Genomic DNA, 18,023 nt, shown 5'->3' with positions numbered 1-18,023 from the left:
TTACATGCTTAAGGAGTCTATCATGAAAAAAGGCAGGATATTCTACAAGATTTTTGTTCCTATTCTAGTGCTGGGGATTGGCCTGGTTATTAGCTTCGGTGGCTATATTTATCTGACGACGATTAATTCGGTAAATGAGAGAGTAGCGGATGATAAACAGAGTTTAATTACCCAAATTAAAAACACTCTGGAACAGAAAATTCAGACCATCGAATACGCTTTTAATACTTACAGTACCACCAGTTCCTTCAGAGAGGTTGTGCAGAATCCGATCACGGAGCAGGATTTTGAGGAGTATCGCGAGATTAATTCCCAGCTTAACTACATTGCCAGTATGGGGATGGATTTTGTTAATTATTCTCTAATCAGTTTGGAGCAGAAATGGCAGATTTCTAATGGGAAGCTTTCACATTTAACGGAAGAAGAGAGCAGGACACTTTATGAGAGCTATATCAATAACCGTAGCCGGGGTTTATTTTGGGTTAAGACGGATAAAGGCATCCGCTTTGTAAATACCCTGCCGGTATTCTCACAGACCAAACAGGCGATTGCCTTATCTGATATATCACTTCAGACCTTGCAGAGCACCCTTCAGACCGAAGGAAACACACCGGTGTTTATTCTTAACCGGGAGGGTGAGCTTCTATATGAGTCGGAAACCGGGAAGTCCCTGCTGACTAGTAATCAGCTTAGCCATATTACTAATGTTGCCGGAGGCGGGGGGCAATTGGGGACGATTGCCATGGAGCGGGCTGATCACCAATCGATAAAAGCTATTTATGCTAAATCTTCTTATAATAATTGGATTTACGTAACTCTTTTGGATAAATCGGAAATTTCAGATGCACTAAAGACAACCCGATTCGGGATTGTGATGATGGTACTGCTTATTACATTGTTGATTGCGGTAGTCGCTTACGTTATCTCTTTGTATTTCACCAAGCCATTCCGGCAGATTCAGCGCCGATTATTACCTGCCAATGCAGAGCTAGAGCCCAAGAATGAGGTAGACTGGATTATTAATTCGATTGATACCATCTTATCGGAGAAAGAAAGCCTAGAGGGTCTCATTGAGTCTGAGATGCCTAAGTTGGAAACTCAGTTTATTCTAAATCTATTTCGTAGCCGGATATCTCAAGAAGAGCTGAATCAAGGTTTGCCTCGTTTCGGTTATGAGCTGTCACAGAATTCGGTGTATGCAACGCTGCTGATACAGCTGGATAACTATGGGGAACGGCAGGCTAGCGACAAGGACCTTCTGCTTGTGGCGGTCAACAAACTGGTGGAAGAGCTGATTCCGCAGGAGAAGCGGATGATTCCTATCCTATTAAATGACCGTACACAAGCGACCATCCTGATTTTTGAGGGAGCGAATGAACAGGAGAACCGGAGAATAGCACTGGACTATGCGAAGACAATTATTCGAACAGCTAGAGAAATCCTGAAACTATCCGTTAGTGTTGGAATAAGCAATTTTTACGATAATTTATTATTTAGTAAGGAAGCTTGTGAGATGAGTAAGCAGGCGCTGCACCATCGTTTAAATCTGGGCAAAGAGTCCATCATTTTCTATGAGGATATATCGAAGGTAATCTCGGGTCCAGTTCTACTGCATTATCCGTCTGAGTTTGAGTCCCAGTTATTTGACGCGATTCGGATTGGAGATGAAGAACAAGTCTCCTGTTCTCTGTATCCATTACTCGGGGAAATGATGAAGCACAGTAAGAATCCTTTGAATTTCGAAGTCACATTAATACGTTTCGTCAACAATCTGATTCAGCTGGAGCAGCTGCTGGGTGTAGAGGTTCTGCTGACAGAGGACAATTCTACGTTGTACCACCGATTGTTAGACATCCGTAATCCGGAAGAGATCGAACGCATTTTGGTCAAAGAAGTTATTCATCCGATGGTGACCAGTGTTAAGGAGAAGACAGACCGTCAGTTCCGCCTTTTATCTGATAAAATTGCGGTGATTGTCCGCTCAGAATTTGATCAGGACTTAACGTTAGAATTAATCGGTGATCGCCTTCATTACAGTCCGAACTATTTAAGCAGTATTTTCAAAAAAGAGTACGGGATGACGTTTAGCGAATATCTAATGAACTATCGCCTGGAAATGGCTAAGAAGTGGCTTGTAGAAACGGATATGACCATTAAAGAAATTGCTGAAAGGCTGCAGTACCATAATCCGCAGAACTTTATTCGATCCTTCCGTAAAAAAGAACATGTAACACCAGGTGCATACCGAACCCAGAAACAGGAGAAGTAAGGCGCTGAACACAAACAGCCAGCCCCGGGAGACCGGGGCTGGCTGTTTTGTATAGCTGCAATGTTTTAGCCTTTTACAGAACCCAGCAGGGCTCCTTTGGTGAAGTGTTTTTGTACGAAAGGATAGGCGAGCAGCATTGGAACGGTTGCGACTACGATAACCGCCATCTTGATGGTTTGAGCAGGTGGGATAATATCAACAGAAGCATTATCTCCCTGCATCCCGCTGGCGACGATAACAATTTGGCGCAGCAGGACTTGTATAGGCCACTTTGTGGAGTCCGTCATATATAAAACTGCACTCATATAAGTATTCCAGTAAGCTACCCCGTAGAACAAGGAGAGGGTCGCGATAGATGGCATCGCCAGCGGAAGCATGATTTTGAAAAATACACCAAAATCATTAGAGCCGTCAATCTTGGCTGATTCCTCTAGCCCTTCCGGCAGCGCCTGGAAGAAGTTGCGCATAATGATCAGGTTAAAAGCATTGATCGCAACAGGCATGATCATGGACCAGTAGGAATCGATTAACCCGAAATATTTAACTACTAGGAAAGTAGGGATCATCCCTCCGCTGAAGAGCATGGAGAACACGATTACGAAATTGATAAAATCTCTTCCGTACAGATATTTTCTAGATAATCCATAAGCCATTAAAGAGGTAAGAACCATACTAACAACTGTACCCACTAAGGTTACACCGATGGATACGCCAAGCCCTTTAAAGATAGTAGGCGTTGACAGTATATAACGGTAAGCATCCAAAGAGAATGTCGTCGGGAACAGGATGAAGCTTTTTTCTACTACCTCCTGTGTTGAAGCAAAGGAACTGGCAAACACATTGACAAAGGGTAAAAGACAGGCTAGGGCAATGAGTGTAAGCAGTGTGGTATTTACAATAGTAAACAGCCGGCTACCCATAGTTTCTTTTTTAAAAGATGATTGCGACATGCAGATATCCTCCTTGTAATCGTTTCATTGAAACTTTAACAGGGGTCTGTTATTCCGTATATAATCATTAGCTTGGGCTTTGTTTTGGGAGGAAAAAGCGTGATAAGGCATAGATGATCTTTATGTATTGTAGTAATCACTATAAGATGCACGGGTCTGGAAAACCTTATAGCTGTAGGGTTCTTGGAGTATCAGTATCTGATGATTATATACGTAATGGACGAATGATCGTAATCTGGGAATCGTAAAGAAACGCGATCAAGGAGGCCGATCAGGTGAAAGAGGCAAACGTCACCATGCTGAACACGAAAGTTAATCCATTAAGAAAAAAGCGAACGGGGCCTAGCTGGCTGAGTTTAAAAAGAAACAAGTTATTGTATCTAATGATACTCCCGGGATTTTTGTATTTTGTTATTTTTAAGTACCTGCCTATGGGCGGTCTTATCATTGCATTTCAGGACTATCAGCCGTTTCTGGGCATAGCGGATAGCCCGTGGGTAGGGTTTAAGCATTTCGTCCGATTGTTTACAGAACCTACCTTCTTTATGCTATTGAGTAATACACTTATCTTGTTTGCATTAAACATTGTTATTTTCTTCCCGCTACCTATTATAGTGGCGCTGATGCTTAACGAAGTTCAGCACAAGTTATTTAAGAGCACCATTCAAACGATTATTTATATCCCCCATTTCATGTCATGGGTTATCATCGTCTCCATTTCCTATGTATTTATGAATGTGGATGGAGGGGTGCTGAATGAGATGTTGGCGGCCTTTGGGATGCAGAAGATCAGCTTTTTGACTTCTCCCGAGTGGTTGCGTACCGTGTATATCGGACAGATCATTTGGAAAGAAATTGGTTGGTCAACCATTATTTATTTGGCAGCCATTACCGTAGTGGATACGCAGTTATATGAAGCAGCTGAGATGGATGGAGCGGCAAGATTGCGCAAAACATGGCATATCACCCTGCCGGCGATTCGTCCAATCATTATTACCTTGCTTATTCTGAAGATTGGCCACACGCTGGATCTGGGCTTTGAGCATATGTACTTGCTGATCAATTCCTTGAACCGCGAAGTTGGAGAAATTTTCGATACCTATATCTATACAGCTGGTTTAAAGAACGGACAATTGAGTTTCAGTACCACAGTAGGTCTGTTCAAGGGTGTGGTTGGCTTGATTCTCGTAATGCTGTCGAACAAGTTAGCTAAAAAAATCGGCGAAGATGGTGTTTACTAGGCTTCACAGTATGCTGAATTCTTACCTCTGCCTTAAGGGCAGAGGTGGAAGATACAACAACAAATACATTAGTAAAAGGGGTAATGTTGATGAATCGCAATTACAAAAAAATTGCAGCCTTAATGTTGTGTAGCGGGTTAGTACTCACTGCATGCGGAGGAGGCAATAACGCGAAGGAGTCAAATTCTTCAAATGGGGGAACGAATTCAACTGCTAAAACAACTGCTGCACCTGCAGATGTGCTAGATGCTAAAGCAAAGATTAGCTGGCTGAACATTTTACAAACGTCTACAACACCAACGGGTCCTATTCTGGAAAAAATTGAAGAATTAACGAATACAGAGATTGAATTCTCATGGATTCCGGATCCTTCCAAAGAAGAACGTATTAATACTTCATTAGCATCGAATTCCCTAGCGGACATCGTTACCCTGACTATTCTTGATAACTCTTCTGTACGTAATGCACTGAAGGCCGGTATGTTCTGGGAAGTAAGTCCTTATCTTGATGAGTTCCCGAATTTGGCTAAAATTTCACAGGATACACGTACATCGGCATCGATTGCAGGTAAGCTGTACGGGGTTCCTTTCCAGAAGTCCTTGGCTAGAAACGGCGTTGTTATCCGTAAAGATTGGCTGGATAAGCTTGGACTGCAGGTTCCAAAAACAACAGATGAGTTGATGGAAGTTGCGAAAGCGTTTACCGAAAAAGACCCTGATGGTAATGGCAAAAAGGATACCACAGGCTTCATGGACCGCAGCGATCTTGTATATGGAGCATTTAAGACATTGGGCTCATACTTTGGAACACCGAACTATTGGAGCGTTGACGATGCGGGTAAAATGACACCTGAGTTCGATACAGAGGCTTATGTTAAAACCATGGATTATATGAAGACTCTTTATGATGGCGGGTATATTAATCAGGATTTCGCTGTGACGGCTAAAACAGATCAGCAGCAGAATTTTGCGCAAGGAAAGGCTGGAATTTATGTGGGTGCCTTGTTTGACAGCAAGAACCTGCTGAATCTGTCTAAAGGCATACAGGATGGCATGGATTTGGTTATGGTTAACGATATCACTTCCACTGGCAATGAAGCAGATCGTGCCATCTGGGCTGGTAATAACGGAATTGGGGGACTGCTGTCTTTCCCGAAATCCGAAGTTAAGGATGAAAATGAGTTAAGACGGATCCTGAAATTTGTTAATGATCTTATGAATGAAGATGTCTATGGCTTGATGACCTACGGTATTAAGGATGTTCACTACACAATTGATGGAGAACAAGCGGTTACGATTAAGGATACGGATCTCTGGAAGCAAGAAGTTCAGCCATTTTCGGCATCTCGTCCATTAGAGAATGGGTTCATTATCCATGATGCTGATCCACTCAAAGTTGAAGCTGATAAGCTGATCGTTGAGAATGCTAAATATGCTGTACTGAATCCTGCTTACTCTCTGGAATCTGAGACCTATTCTACTCAAGGATCTGAATTGCAGAAGATTATGACAGATGCCACTTATAAATATATTCTTGGCAAAATTGATTTGAACGGATTTAAAGCTGAGGTTGAAAAGTGGAAGAAATCCGGCGGCAGCAAAATCATTACTGAATATGAAGCTGCTTATAAAGCTGTAAATCCTTAAGAAGTACTACAGACTATATTCTAAGAAAATAGTAGATGGGTCCTAAATGGGGAGGCTGCGTTTAGGACCATATCTATTCAAACAGGAGGAAAAAATGAAAGACAATAATGCACTTAGGAGTATGGGCTGGGGTGTTCGAATGGCAGATTCGATTATGGAGCGAACGCCAAGATTATATGAGGATAACGGATATCATGGAAAATGGTCTTATGATTATGGAGTCATCTTGAAGGGTTTTGAGCTGCTGTGGAGACAGACCGGGCAGGTTAAATATTATCAATTCATCAAAGATAATATGGATTATTTTATTGAGGAAGACGGCTCTGTGAAGGGGTATCGCCTGAGCGAACATAATATTGATCACTTAAATAACGGGAAGATCCTGTTTGTGCTCCATAAAGAAACTGGGTTAGCGAAATATAAAATGGCAGCAGATTTATTAAGAAAGCAGATAACAACGCATCCTCGAACCTCGGAAGGTGCGTTTTGGCATAAGAATGTATATCCTTATCAGATTTGGCTGGATGGCTTGTATATGGGCTCTCCTTTCTATCTGGAGTATTTACTTGAGTATGAAGGCGGCAAGGGTCTGGACGATGTGACCCGGCAATTTATTCTGTGCGAGCGTCATACCAAGGATACTGAGACGGGTCTCCTGTTTCACGCATGGGATGAAAAGCGGGTACAGCCGTGGTGCGATCCTGAAACGGGGTTGTCTCCGAACTTTTGGGGGCGTTCGCTGGGCTGGTATGTGATGGCGCTAGTGGATGTACTCGGAATGCTCCCTAAGGAACACGCGGATTACGAGATCTTGGCACGTATTCTGACAGATACGCTGACAGCGCTTCGTCAGGTTCAGGATGCTGATGCCGGAGTCTGGTATCAGGTTGTAAACATGGGCGGCCGTAAAGGCAATTATTTGGAGGCTTCTGCCTCAAGTATGATCACCTATGCAATGGCTAAGGGCATTCGGATTGGTGTACTGGATGCTAGTTGGTTCGAGACACTTGACCGTGCTTATCAAGGCCTTATTACTGAATTTGTGCTGGAAACCAAAAATGGCTGGGTTAACCTGAATAAAAACTGCCAGGTCGCTGGACTCGGTGGTGAAGACCGGAGAGATGGTACTTACACCTATTATATCAGTGAACCGATTGTTACCAATGATCAGAAGGGGCTTGGCGCATTCCTCCTGGCTTGCGGAGAATATGAATATTTGCAGCGTCCTGCCGTGACGAAAGGGAGCGAGTGAAGCGCATGTCTATCTACAATATAAATGACTACGGAGCACATCCTAATAGTGCAGAGCCTTCAACGGAAGCGATAGCCCGTGCCATTCATGCGGCAAGCGAGGCAGGGGGAGGAACAGTTTATGTTCCTTCCGGGCACTATCAGACAGGCGCTATCTTCATGAAAAGCAATATTGAGCTACAGCTTAGTCCTGGAGCTGAGCTTAGCTTCAGCTCTGATCCTAACGATTATCCGGTGGTGAGTTCCCGCTGGGAGGGCGTGAAACAGAACGTCCATGCTTCATGTATTTTTGGAATAAATCTAGAGAATGTATCGGTTACAGGTGCAGGCAAGCTGGATGGAAGGGGCGCACCTTGGTGGGATAAACATCGGAATTCTCCTGATTCACTGCTGTATCCCCGCCCGAAGCTTATCAGCTTCGACAACTGCCGTAGAGTTACGCTCAGAGATCTGACACTCGTAAACTCCCCAAGCTGGACTGTGAATCCTATTTGTTGCCAGGATGTTACGATTGATAATCTGTCGATCTATAATCCGGCGGATTCGCCTAATACAGACGGCATTGACCCAGAATCCTGTGTGAATGTCCGCATCAGCAACTGCAATATCGATGTGGGTGATGACTGCATCGCCATTAAAGCAGGGACGGAGGATACGAAGGAGCGGGTTGCGTGTGAGAATATCACGATAACTAACTGCACGATGATTCATGGTCACGGCGGTGTGGTGCTGGGAAGCGAAATGAGCGGAGATATCCGTAATATCGTGATCAGCAATTGCGTGTTCAAGCAGACAGACCGCGGAATTCGGCTGAAGTCCAGACGCGGGCGCGGAGGTGTTGTCGAAGATATTCGTGTCAGTAATATCGTGATGGAGGACGTGATCTGTCCGTTTATTCTTAATCTTTATTATTTCTGCGGACCACGTGGTAAGGACAAATACGTATGGGACAAGAATCCTTATCCGGTGACGGAGGAGACCCCCTGCTTCCGACGGATTCATTTTGCTAATATTACTGCTCGGAATGTTCACGCTGCTGCAGGTTTTCTTTACGGCCTTGCGGAGCAATACATTTCAGAAATTACCTTTTCCAATATTGATATTTCCATGGCAGAGAATGCAATCCCTGGTCGTCCAGCCATGATGTCAGGAATCCAGGATATGAACAACCGTGGGTTCTATCTTGGCAACGTAAGAGATATCCGCTTCCGCCAAGTGACGATCGAGAATCATGAGGGACCGGCTTTTTATATTGAAAATGGAGAAACGGTAGATATCACCGGTTGCCAATCGAGAAACACCCGTAAAGTGGAAGAATTAGTACAGCAGGTGACCGTTATCCCGTCACAGGAAGATCTAAGTGAGCAGACAGACTGATAATTGAACAGGATAGACTGCAGATTTGCTTAGGGTGAAGGGTGCGGATGTATGGAAATAGGAAGGAGTATGAAGATGATTACAGATAATATTCAGACTGGAATTATTCACAATCCCATATTAAAAGGCTTCAATCCTGACCCTTGTATTGTAAGAGCGGGGGAGATGTATTATATTGCTGTTTCTTCTTTTGAATGGCTGCCCGGTGTAAGGGTGTATCAATCAGCGGACTTAGCAGACTGGGAGCATTGCACAGATATTCTGACTCATCAGGTGGATCTGCGGGGAAATCCGAAAAATTGCAGTATCTGGGCTCCACAGCTTAGCTATTATGACGGTTTGTTTTATCTGATTTATACCGATGTTAAGAGCACTAAAAGGCCTTTTAAAGATTGTCATAACTATCTGATTACTGCGGGGGATATTGAGGGACCTTGGTCTGACCCGGTATACCTGAATAGCAGCGGGTTTGATCCATCTCTGTACCATGATGAGGATGGGCGCAAATGGCTGCTGAATGAGCTGTGGGATTACCGGATTACGGAAGGCAACAAGTCCTGCGGAATTGTAATTCAGGAGTACGATCCAGAGCAATGCCAATTAATAGGTGAACCTGTGAAAATCTTTGATTGCACGCCGCTGAAGAAGACGGAAGCGCCGCATATTTACAAGCGGGGAGGTTATTACTACTTAATTACGGCAGAAGGCGGCACTGGATCGGGGCATGCCGTAACCGTAGCGCGCTCCAAGGCGCTACTTGGACCGTATGAGGTGGATCCGCTCAATCCGATGTTGACCTCACGGGATAATCCCGAGCTGCCGCTTCAATGTGCCGGCCATGGAAGTCTGGTAGAGACACCAGAAGGTGAATGGTATATGGCCCATTTGTGTACCCGACCCCTGGAAGGCGAATACGCCATACTGGGGAGAGAGACTGCCGTTCAGCAGGTGCACTGGAATGAGGAGGGCTGGTTAAGACTAACCTCAGGCGGAAATGCGCCACAGCTCAAGGTACCAGCACCTAAAGGAACGAAGGTCCTGAAACAAGTGCGGACGCTTGAATTCGAGGATGATTTTAACGGCCCGGAATTGAAAAAGAACTGGAATACACTGCGGATTCCTAGGAATGAAAGCTGGTGTTCCCTTGCTGAAAGACCGGGCTGGTTAAGAATCAGGGCCGGGGAATCCGTGCAGAGTCTGTTTGAGCATCATATTCTGGCTATTCGCCAGACGGATATAAGCTTCCGCGCCGAAACAGCGCTTGAATATGAACCGAATACTTATCTGCAGATGGCAGGACTACTGTTATACCTGAATGAAGATAACTATCTTTATGCGTATATCAGCCATGAAGAAGGACGTGGCAAGGTGCTGCGGTTAATGCGCTGTCAGCGGGATGAATTCACTGCGGAGCCTGTAATGATTGAACTAAATGCAGGGGAGACACTGCGGATCGCGGTTGAGGTGCAGGAAGTGACTGGGCAATTTGTTTATCTTAAGGGTGACGATACGGAGTGGAAGCCACTTGGCGATCCGCAGAATATCAGCTTTTTATCGGGAGGCTTCACTGGGAACTTTGTTGGCATTGCGGCGCATGATATGCAGCAGTTCGGTGGCAGCAGTGCTGATTTCGCATATTTCCGTTATCAGGGCAAGGAATAATACACACGGCTTTACTAAGGAAGGGGTTGCTCTGAGGACAGGGCCCCCTTCTTATTCCAATAGATATTAGGAGGTCTTGTATGAAGAAAAAATGGTTATCTGGGGCGCTGGTCGCGAGTCTTCTTGCAACATGTATGCCATTTGGTGGTGTCGAGGCCGCTTCTTTGGAAGCGCTTCCTGCCTTTCCGGGTGCGGAAGGTGGCGGCAAATATGTAACCGGCGGAAGAGCTCAACCTGTGTATGAAGTGACGACGTTGGCTGATTATGGTATCAAGGAAACTCCGATCCCCGGCTCCTTCCGCGATGCGGTAAGTCAAAGTAATCGGACCATTGTTTTTCGAGTGGGGGGAACCATCCATCTGAAGGAATCCCTCAAGATTACCGGCTCAAATCTGACGATTGCCGGGCAAACGGCTCCAGGTGACGGAATTACAATTGCCGACTACACAACCTCTGTTGAAGCTGACAATATTATTATGCGCTATATGCGTTTCCGGTTAGGCGACCGGGTAGCTAGTGAAGATGATGCTTTTGGATCAAGGTACCATAAGGATCTCATTATCGATCATAGCTCATTCAGCTGGTCGGTGGATGAAGTGGTCAGTCTGTATGACAACGAGAATACTACCGTACAATGGTCGATATCCGCTGAAAGTATGCTGATGACGACTCACCAGAAGGGACGTCACGGCTACGGAGGAATCTGGGGTGGGAAAAATGCCAGTTTCCTTCACAATCTGATTGCTCATAGCACCAGCCGCAACCCCCGTTTGCCGACGGTGACCAAATTGGTGGACCTGACGGAAATGTCTAATAACGTTATCTATAACTGGGGATTCGCTTCGACCTATGGTGGGGGAGCAGAAGATTATCGATATAATATCACTAACAATTATTATAAAAATGGTCCAAACACCTACACCAGTGTAAAAAATCAATTGTTTGGGGAAGTGTCTCCAGAAACCCGGTTGTTTATAGATGGGAACATCATGGATGGTAATCCGAAGGTTACCGAAGACAACTGGAAGGGTGTGCAAAAGTATTCGAATATCTCTAAGCTTGCGGAGCCGGCAAAGATGCCTAACCCATATACGGCAGTGTCGGCGGAGGAAGCCTACGCAAATGTAATGGCTGATGCTGGTGCCACTTTGCCAAGACGTGATGCTTACGATGCGCGTGTCATTAATGATGTGAAGAATCGCACTGGACAGCATATTAATTCACCTATTGAAATAGGCGGTTACCCAGACTATACAGAGACAGCTTCCAATGTAATCGACATGGATCATGACGGTATGGATGATAGCTGGGAGATTGCTAATGGACTAGATCCTACCGATCCTGAGGATGGCAAGAAGTCGACGTTATCTTCGGAGGGATATACAAATTTAGAAGTGTATTTGAATGATCTCATTGTGTTAGGGAAATCAGGGAATGAGCATACGGACAATCCTGTAACCGCTATCAATTATCCTGTGAATAACCAAATCATAGAGTCAGGCAGCGAGGTGAATGTTACAGCTTCTGCCAGTGATAGCGATGGTATTGCTAAGGTGGAATTTATCGTTAATGGTGTGAAGCAAGACGAAGCTACCACAGCACCTTATAGTTTCAATTGGAACAATGTGCAGGATGGTACCTATTATCTTGTTGTTCAGGCTATAGACAATAAAGGGCTTAAGACACAATCCGATAACGTAGCTATACATGTCAACACCTCTGGATCCGTTCTTCCGTGGACTTCAGTGGATGTTGGTGGTCCAGGGATAGCGGGAGTGACTACACTTCATCCAGATAGCGGGAAAATTACGCTCAAATCGGCTGGACTTATCGGAGCTACATCGGAGAGCGAAACTGCTGTTGATAACTTTCAGTTTGCTTATCAAACCCTGACAGGCAATGGTGAAATTATTGCTAGAATCGACTCCGTAACGGGAACTGATGATTATGCCAAAGCAGGTGTCATGATTCGTGATAATCTCAATGACAATTCTAAAATGACGATGCTGGCAATCCCTTATGTCAAATATGGCAAGAAGGGAGTTATGATTACCCGCTCCACCACAGGAGCCAAGGTGGTAAAAACAGAACCGGACAGTTTCATCAATACACCTTATTGGGTGAAGCTGGTTCGTCTTGGTAACGAAGTGACAGGTCTGGTATCGCCGGATAAAGTAACATGGAGCAAGGTAGGCACGGTGAAGCTTGACCTGAATGATACGGTTTATTTTGGTCTTGCAGCCGATGCTGCTAAGGTAGATAACGAGGTTAATCGTTATAATGCGTCTGTCTTCAGTGAGGTGGAGCTGAAACCGCTTAGTGATCAGTTTCCTGCTGCACCCCGTGGACTTACAGCCACAGCCGGTGAAGAGAAAGTGAAGTTGAATTGGGAGGACGTTGCTTCTGCCAAGTCGTATAGTGTTAAACGTAGCGAGGTTTCCGGCGGTCCCTACAAAACGATTAATACTGAAATTAAAGATAGCTTGTATACTGATTCCGGACTCAGCTCCGGAAAAACTTATTATTACGTGGTCAGCGCGGTGAATGAGCTTGGTGAAAGCTTTGATTCCGATGAGGCCAGCGCTACAGCTGAAGGTGAAGCAGGTAATGTCTATTATGTGGATGAAGACTTCGAGCAGGTTGCCGTAGGTGTGACACCAGAGTATTATGATGTAACTCCAAATCCACAGACTGAAATTCAAAAGGTTATTGTATCTCCCACACCGTCTGACAGTAAAGGGAATACGTCAGATCAAGTGTTGAATGTGTTCGATGGTGCGAACGGCAGCGTGCAGTTTATCCGTAAATTTGCGCCAATTACAGGTGCACTGGTTATTGACACTGACTTTATGTTTGCGACAGAATCGGGAACCTCGGTGTTCCTGCAGGCCCAGAGTACAGATGGAAGCAAAACGGCATTCTCCATTGAGAGCAGAAAGCCAACGCTTCCTGAAGCTACAGGTAAATATACGCTAACCATGAGCAGGGGGAGCAGCCAGTATCATCAACTGATGAGCTCTTATTCCCTAAAACAATGGTACAACCTGAAGCTAAAGGTGGATGTGAACAACGATAAAGTGGATGTATATATCGATGATCAGCCTGCTGGCTCTTTTCCGTTCACAACCACGAATTTCGCCAGCTACGGCATTGGGCGTATCTTGTCCAAGACACCGGGCGGCGGCTCAGGAAATTATTACTTAGACAATTTAAAGATCTATGTTGAGCCCATTGAAACACCGCTTGGACTGACTGGGCTTCCAGGAAACCAAGCAGCCCAGCTATCATGGCCTGCTCTTGAAGGCGCAACTTCCTACAATGTTAAGAGAAGTCTTAAGAGCGGGGGGCCTTATGAGACTATTGCCAATGCTATTACAGAGACATCATATATTGATAATGAAGTTACCAACGAAACTACCTATTATTATGTTATCTCGGCGACGGCGCCCACTGGTGAATCGGGAAATTCCAATGAAATTAGTATTACCCCATCCGCTTTGGCGGTGAAATTGCCTGCGCCAGAATCGTTTGCGGCTGTAAGTCGGAATGCACAACTGGATCTCAGTTGGAAAGCTGTGGAGAATGCAGCCAGCTACAGCATCAAGAAGTGGAATGAGACTTCAGGTAGCTATGAACTCGTGGCAAAAGAAATCACCGGCACAACTTACCGCGTCGGAGGTTTGGCCAACGGGCAAACCTACCGTTACGTCGTAGCTGCAACAAATGTGGCCGGGGAGGGAAAAGAATCAGCGCCTGTTGAAGCTACTCCGGAATCTCCTTTGGGAACACCTGTCGTTTCCACGGAAGCTGGTGACAGTGTAATGAAACTAAGCTGGCCAGCGATTGAGGAGGCGAGCCAGTACATTGTCAAACGTGCCTCATCGGCGAATGGTCCTTATGAAGTGCTCGGGTCTGATTTATCAGACACAAGCTTTACTGATGCTGGGCTCGTAAACGGAACACCGTATTATTACAAAGTCAAAGCAATAAGCGGTACCCGTAGTAGTCTAGATTCAGCTGCTACCCCAGCGGTTCCATACAAGAATTCCGGCCAGCCGCAGGCTCCACAAGGAGTTAGCGTTGAGCCTGGCAACACTGATATCCATCTGACTTGGAATGTAGCTGATGGAGCTAGCAGCTATCAAATTCTACGCTCGGAGAGCGGTGGCAGCTATGCGGTCGTGGCCGACGGCATCGAAGCAACAGATTATACCGATAAAGGCTTGAGCAACGGGACTGCCTATCAATATGCGGTAATCGCCATCGGTGATAAGGGTGCCAGTGTTCCATCCGAGGTGGTCAAGGGAATTCCAGCTCCTGTCATTATTGTTGCTCAGAATGGGACAGGAGATTATAAAACGATTAATGACGCTATTCAAGCAGCACCTGATAATAGTGCCCTAACCACGATTATTAAAGTGAAGAACGGCACGTATAAGGAGAAGGTGCTTGTACCTTCTAGTAAGATGAATATTAGTATCATCGGTGAGAGCCGGGAAGGTACCGTACTTATTAACGGTGACTCCGCGAAAACCATTGGCTCAGATGGTAAAGAAATGGGCACCAGCGGTAGCTATACATTAAAGGTTGCGGCAACTGATTTCACACTGGAGAACATGACGGTTGAGAACAGTGCTGGGCGGGATGCCGGTCAGGCAGTCGCTTTATATGCTGAAGGAGACCGGGGAGTGTACAGAAATGTTAAACTTCTTGGATATCAGGATACCCTGTTCGCAGACAAGGGAAGAGCTTATTTCGTCGACAGCCATATTGAAGGTACAGTGGACTTTATCTTTGGTAATTCCGCTGCTGTATTCGAGAATAATGTGATTCAAAGTGCGGGTGCTGGTTATGTTACTGCGCCTTCCACGGCAACGGGTAAGCCTGGTTATGTGTTCATCAATAATCGACTAACTGCCAGTGAGGGCGTTGCTGCTGGAACCGTTGATTTGGGCCGGCCATGGAGAGAATATGGCAGCTCTACCTTCATTAACACGGAGATGGGAGCTCATATTCGTGCTACTGGCTGGCATGAATGGTATGAAGGTCGTTCCAAAACTGCACGGTTCTCTGAGTTTTTAAGTTACGGAGAGGGGGCTAATGCAGCTTCACGTTACAGCTGGTCCAAACAATTAACAGCAGAAGAGGCAGCTGCCTATACGATTGAAGCTGTGCTTGGTGGAAGTGATGGCTGGAATCCACAGCAATCCAAGATCTTAGTGGATCAAGAGCAGATACCTGCGGTACAAGTCTCTTCAATTACTGTAACGGGTAAAGATGGAATTAGCAGCATTGAGTCGAAGGGCGGTGCCTTGCAGCTGCAAGCCTCTGTGCTTCCAGAGAATGCGACGAATCCTAAAGTTATCTGGACGGTAACTGAAGCAGATGGGATAACCTCTACGGATAAAGCGGTTATTAATGAGAAGGGCTTGCTGACAGCTAGAAAGAACGGTAGCGTACAAGTAACTGCGCGAGCTCTAGATGGAAGTGGAGTATCCGGAAGCCTAGAGATTAATATCAGCGGACAAGATGAGATTGCCCGTAATCTGCCCGCTGCAACGCTGAACGGACCGGTCACAGTGGTGGCAGGACAGGATTTCACTTACCGTGTAGGGCTTACAAATGTTACTACCTCCGTCTACAAGGAAGTGTATGCTGTAGACTTTACCATGGCATATGACGTATCTGGTGTGGAATTCATATCCGCTCAGACCTTGCCAGACGGATTCAGCATCACTCATATTAATGAGGACAGTCCAGGTCTAATAACAGTTAGTGTAGCTGGAACGGAGGCAGGAAATATCCTGACCGATGATGCGGAATTCTTAGAAATCATCTTCAAAGCGAAGAAGACAAATCGTGAAATCGCCGTGCCGCTTGGATTTATTTCTTTCCGAGGATCCAACACAGATGTTGATTTTGACATCCTGCATGAGGCACAATCGGTTGTTCATGTCATTCCTATATCCGTCATGGAGATAAAAGTCTCCTCCAAAGATAATGTGAGCGAAATCAAGTCAGGGCAAACCCTGCAAATGGCAGCTGTAATCCTGCCGGACCATGCATCCGATCCAGCAGTGACCTGGTCAGTAGTGAATGAGGATGGATCAGCTACTGAGCGAGCAACTATTACGGATACCGGCTTGCTCACTGCAATTGCAGCAGGCAAAGTAACGGTGAGAGCGACAGCTAAAGATGACTCCGGTGTTGTAGGTACGATGTCCATTGAGATTAAGGCAGAATCGCAGGTTTCAGAATCGGGCGGTACTTCATCTTCAACGACAGTCAAACCAGTGAAACAACCGGAACCAACTGTGAACGCAGATGGAGTTACTCTTTCCGTGACAGCGGATGTGAATGGTAAAGCTATTGCAGAGGTATCCTCGACGATTCTGCAACAAGCAATTGGCTCAATGCAGAATGGAGTATTGAGAATCACAGTGAAGCCATCCTCTGCCAGCTCGGTGGTTGAACTGACCTTGCCAGCTCGTGAGTTGGCTGGAGCGGGAGCAAAAGCAATTCAACTTTTGGAAATAGACATGGGATTGTCTACGTTCCGAATAAATGCTGACCTGCTTCTTGCGATGGCAGGATCTGACGCCGCAAGCGTTAAGCTTGTAGTTGGCAAAGTTGACGCGAAGACACTGTCGCTTCAGACGGATGTCGGGGATATTTATGAGTTTAAGTTCTTTGTTGATGGCAAACAGTTTGACAGCTTTGGGCGTGGACTGAAGGTTGAACGGGATTACAAACCAAAGACAACTTCAGGTGTAGAACAAATAGTAGCCTACCAAATCCGTGAAGACGGGACTGTAGAGGTGGTTAGAAACTCCCAGTTTAATCCGACAACTGGCAAGATCATCTTCAGACCAGACAATTCCAGCAGATTCGCAGTAGGATATGCGGAAAATTCCTTTAAGGATATCGCTGGACTAGGGTGGGCACAAAATAGCATTCAAGCCCTTGCCGCCAGAGATATTCTGAATGGCACCGGAGATCATAACTTCGGGCCACAGCTGAATGTAACTCGGGCGCAGTTCCTGAAGATGCTGATGCTTGCACTAGAGCTGGAGGAAGGTAGTGCGGCAAGTACATTTAAGGATATTTCGCTGGATGCTTGGTACTACAGCTCCGTTGCTGCTGCTCAGAAGCTAGGAATTATTCAGGGCAGATCTGATGGAACCTTCGGTGCTAATGAAACAATTAGCCGTGAGGAAATGGCGTTGATGGCTTATCGTGCAGCACAACTCGCCAAACTTACGGTCGTGGGAGTGGACCAGCCAGTGAGTTTCAATGATGCCGCTGACGTTTCATCCTACGCTCGTGAGGCTGTACAATTCATGAGCGGAGCAAAGATTATTCAAGGTGTAGGCAAAGATAACTTTGCACCTAAAGCCAATACAACTCGTGCTCAGGCAGCTGTTATTGTCTATCGATTGTTCCAGCTAAATCCTTAAATTTCAAGTTGACACCCTGTGTGATTTATCATATTATGATTGGAGTTGTTATAAGTAAATAAACCAAACTCTATCCAGTGGATGGAGTGGCGGAATTTTGTCAAAGATGTATTCTTTGGTTTCAATCGCCCCTTGTCATTTCGATGACAAGGGGCTTTATTATGTTAATG

Annotated in this window: 8 protein-coding genes; 7 read left to right on the top strand and 1 reads right to left on the bottom strand. The window is 45.6% G+C overall.

What is annotated here, in order from left to right:
- Positions 1-22 precede the first annotated feature (22 nt).
- On the top strand, positions 23-2,269 hold the full coding sequence (locus NSS82_RS30220) for a helix-turn-helix domain-containing protein (protein ID WP_038573249.1): 2,247 nt from the start codon (positions 23-25) through the stop codon (positions 2,267-2,269).
- Positions 2,270-2,334: 65 nt separating this feature from the next.
- On the opposite strand, the gene NSS82_RS30215 is transcribed toward NSS82_RS30220, so the two are convergent.
- Complete coding sequence (locus tag NSS82_RS30215; protein ID WP_036685426.1) at positions 2,335-3,219, bottom strand: carbohydrate ABC transporter permease; 885 nt, start codon at positions 3,217-3,219, stop codon at positions 2,335-2,337.
- A 383-nt stretch (positions 3,220-3,602) separates the two neighbouring features.
- On the opposite strand from NSS82_RS30215, the gene NSS82_RS30210 reads away from it, so the two are divergent.
- The 6 genes from NSS82_RS30210 to NSS82_RS30185 all read left to right on the top strand — a co-directional run bounded on the left by NSS82_RS30210 (position 3,603) and on the right by NSS82_RS30185 (position 17,853).
- On the top strand, positions 3,603-4,460 hold the full coding sequence (locus NSS82_RS30210; protein WP_370510932.1) for an ABC transporter permease: 858 nt from the start codon (positions 3,603-3,605) through the stop codon (positions 4,458-4,460).
- A gap of 89 nt (positions 4,461-4,549) precedes the next feature.
- Complete coding sequence (locus NSS82_RS30205; protein ID WP_038573245.1) at positions 4,550-6,106, top strand: extracellular solute-binding protein; 1,557 nt, start codon at positions 4,550-4,552, stop codon at positions 6,104-6,106.
- A 94-nt stretch (positions 6,107-6,200) separates the two neighbouring features.
- The gene (locus NSS82_RS30200; RefSeq protein ID WP_076104879.1) at positions 6,201-7,358 is read left to right on the top strand and encodes a glycoside hydrolase family 88/105 protein; all 1,158 of its coding nucleotides are present in this window, start codon (positions 6,201-6,203) and stop codon (positions 7,356-7,358) included.
- A 5-nt stretch (positions 7,359-7,363) separates the two neighbouring features.
- Positions 7,364-8,734, top strand: coding sequence for a glycoside hydrolase family 28 protein (locus NSS82_RS30195; protein ID WP_076272302.1), 1,371 nt, complete (start codon positions 7,364-7,366; stop codon positions 8,732-8,734).
- A gap of 75 nt (positions 8,735-8,809) precedes the next feature.
- The gene (locus tag NSS82_RS30190; RefSeq protein ID WP_076104881.1) at positions 8,810-10,396 is read left to right on the top strand and encodes a glycoside hydrolase family 43 protein; all 1,587 of its coding nucleotides are present in this window, start codon (positions 8,810-8,812) and stop codon (positions 10,394-10,396) included.
- Between the two features lie 80 nt (positions 10,397-10,476).
- On the top strand, positions 10,477-17,853 hold the full coding sequence (locus tag NSS82_RS30185) for a pectinesterase family protein (RefSeq protein ID WP_076104882.1): 7,377 nt from the start codon (positions 10,477-10,479) through the stop codon (positions 17,851-17,853).
- Positions 17,854-18,023: the final 170 nt, after the last annotated feature.

The organism is Paenibacillus sp. FSL H7-0735, from assembly GCF_038008505.1.
In the GTDB taxonomy this organism is placed as follows: Bacteria; Bacillota; Bacilli; order Paenibacillales; family Paenibacillaceae; genus Paenibacillus_AQ; species Paenibacillus_AQ odorifer.
This window is presented reverse-complemented; position numbering and strand designations above follow the sequence as displayed.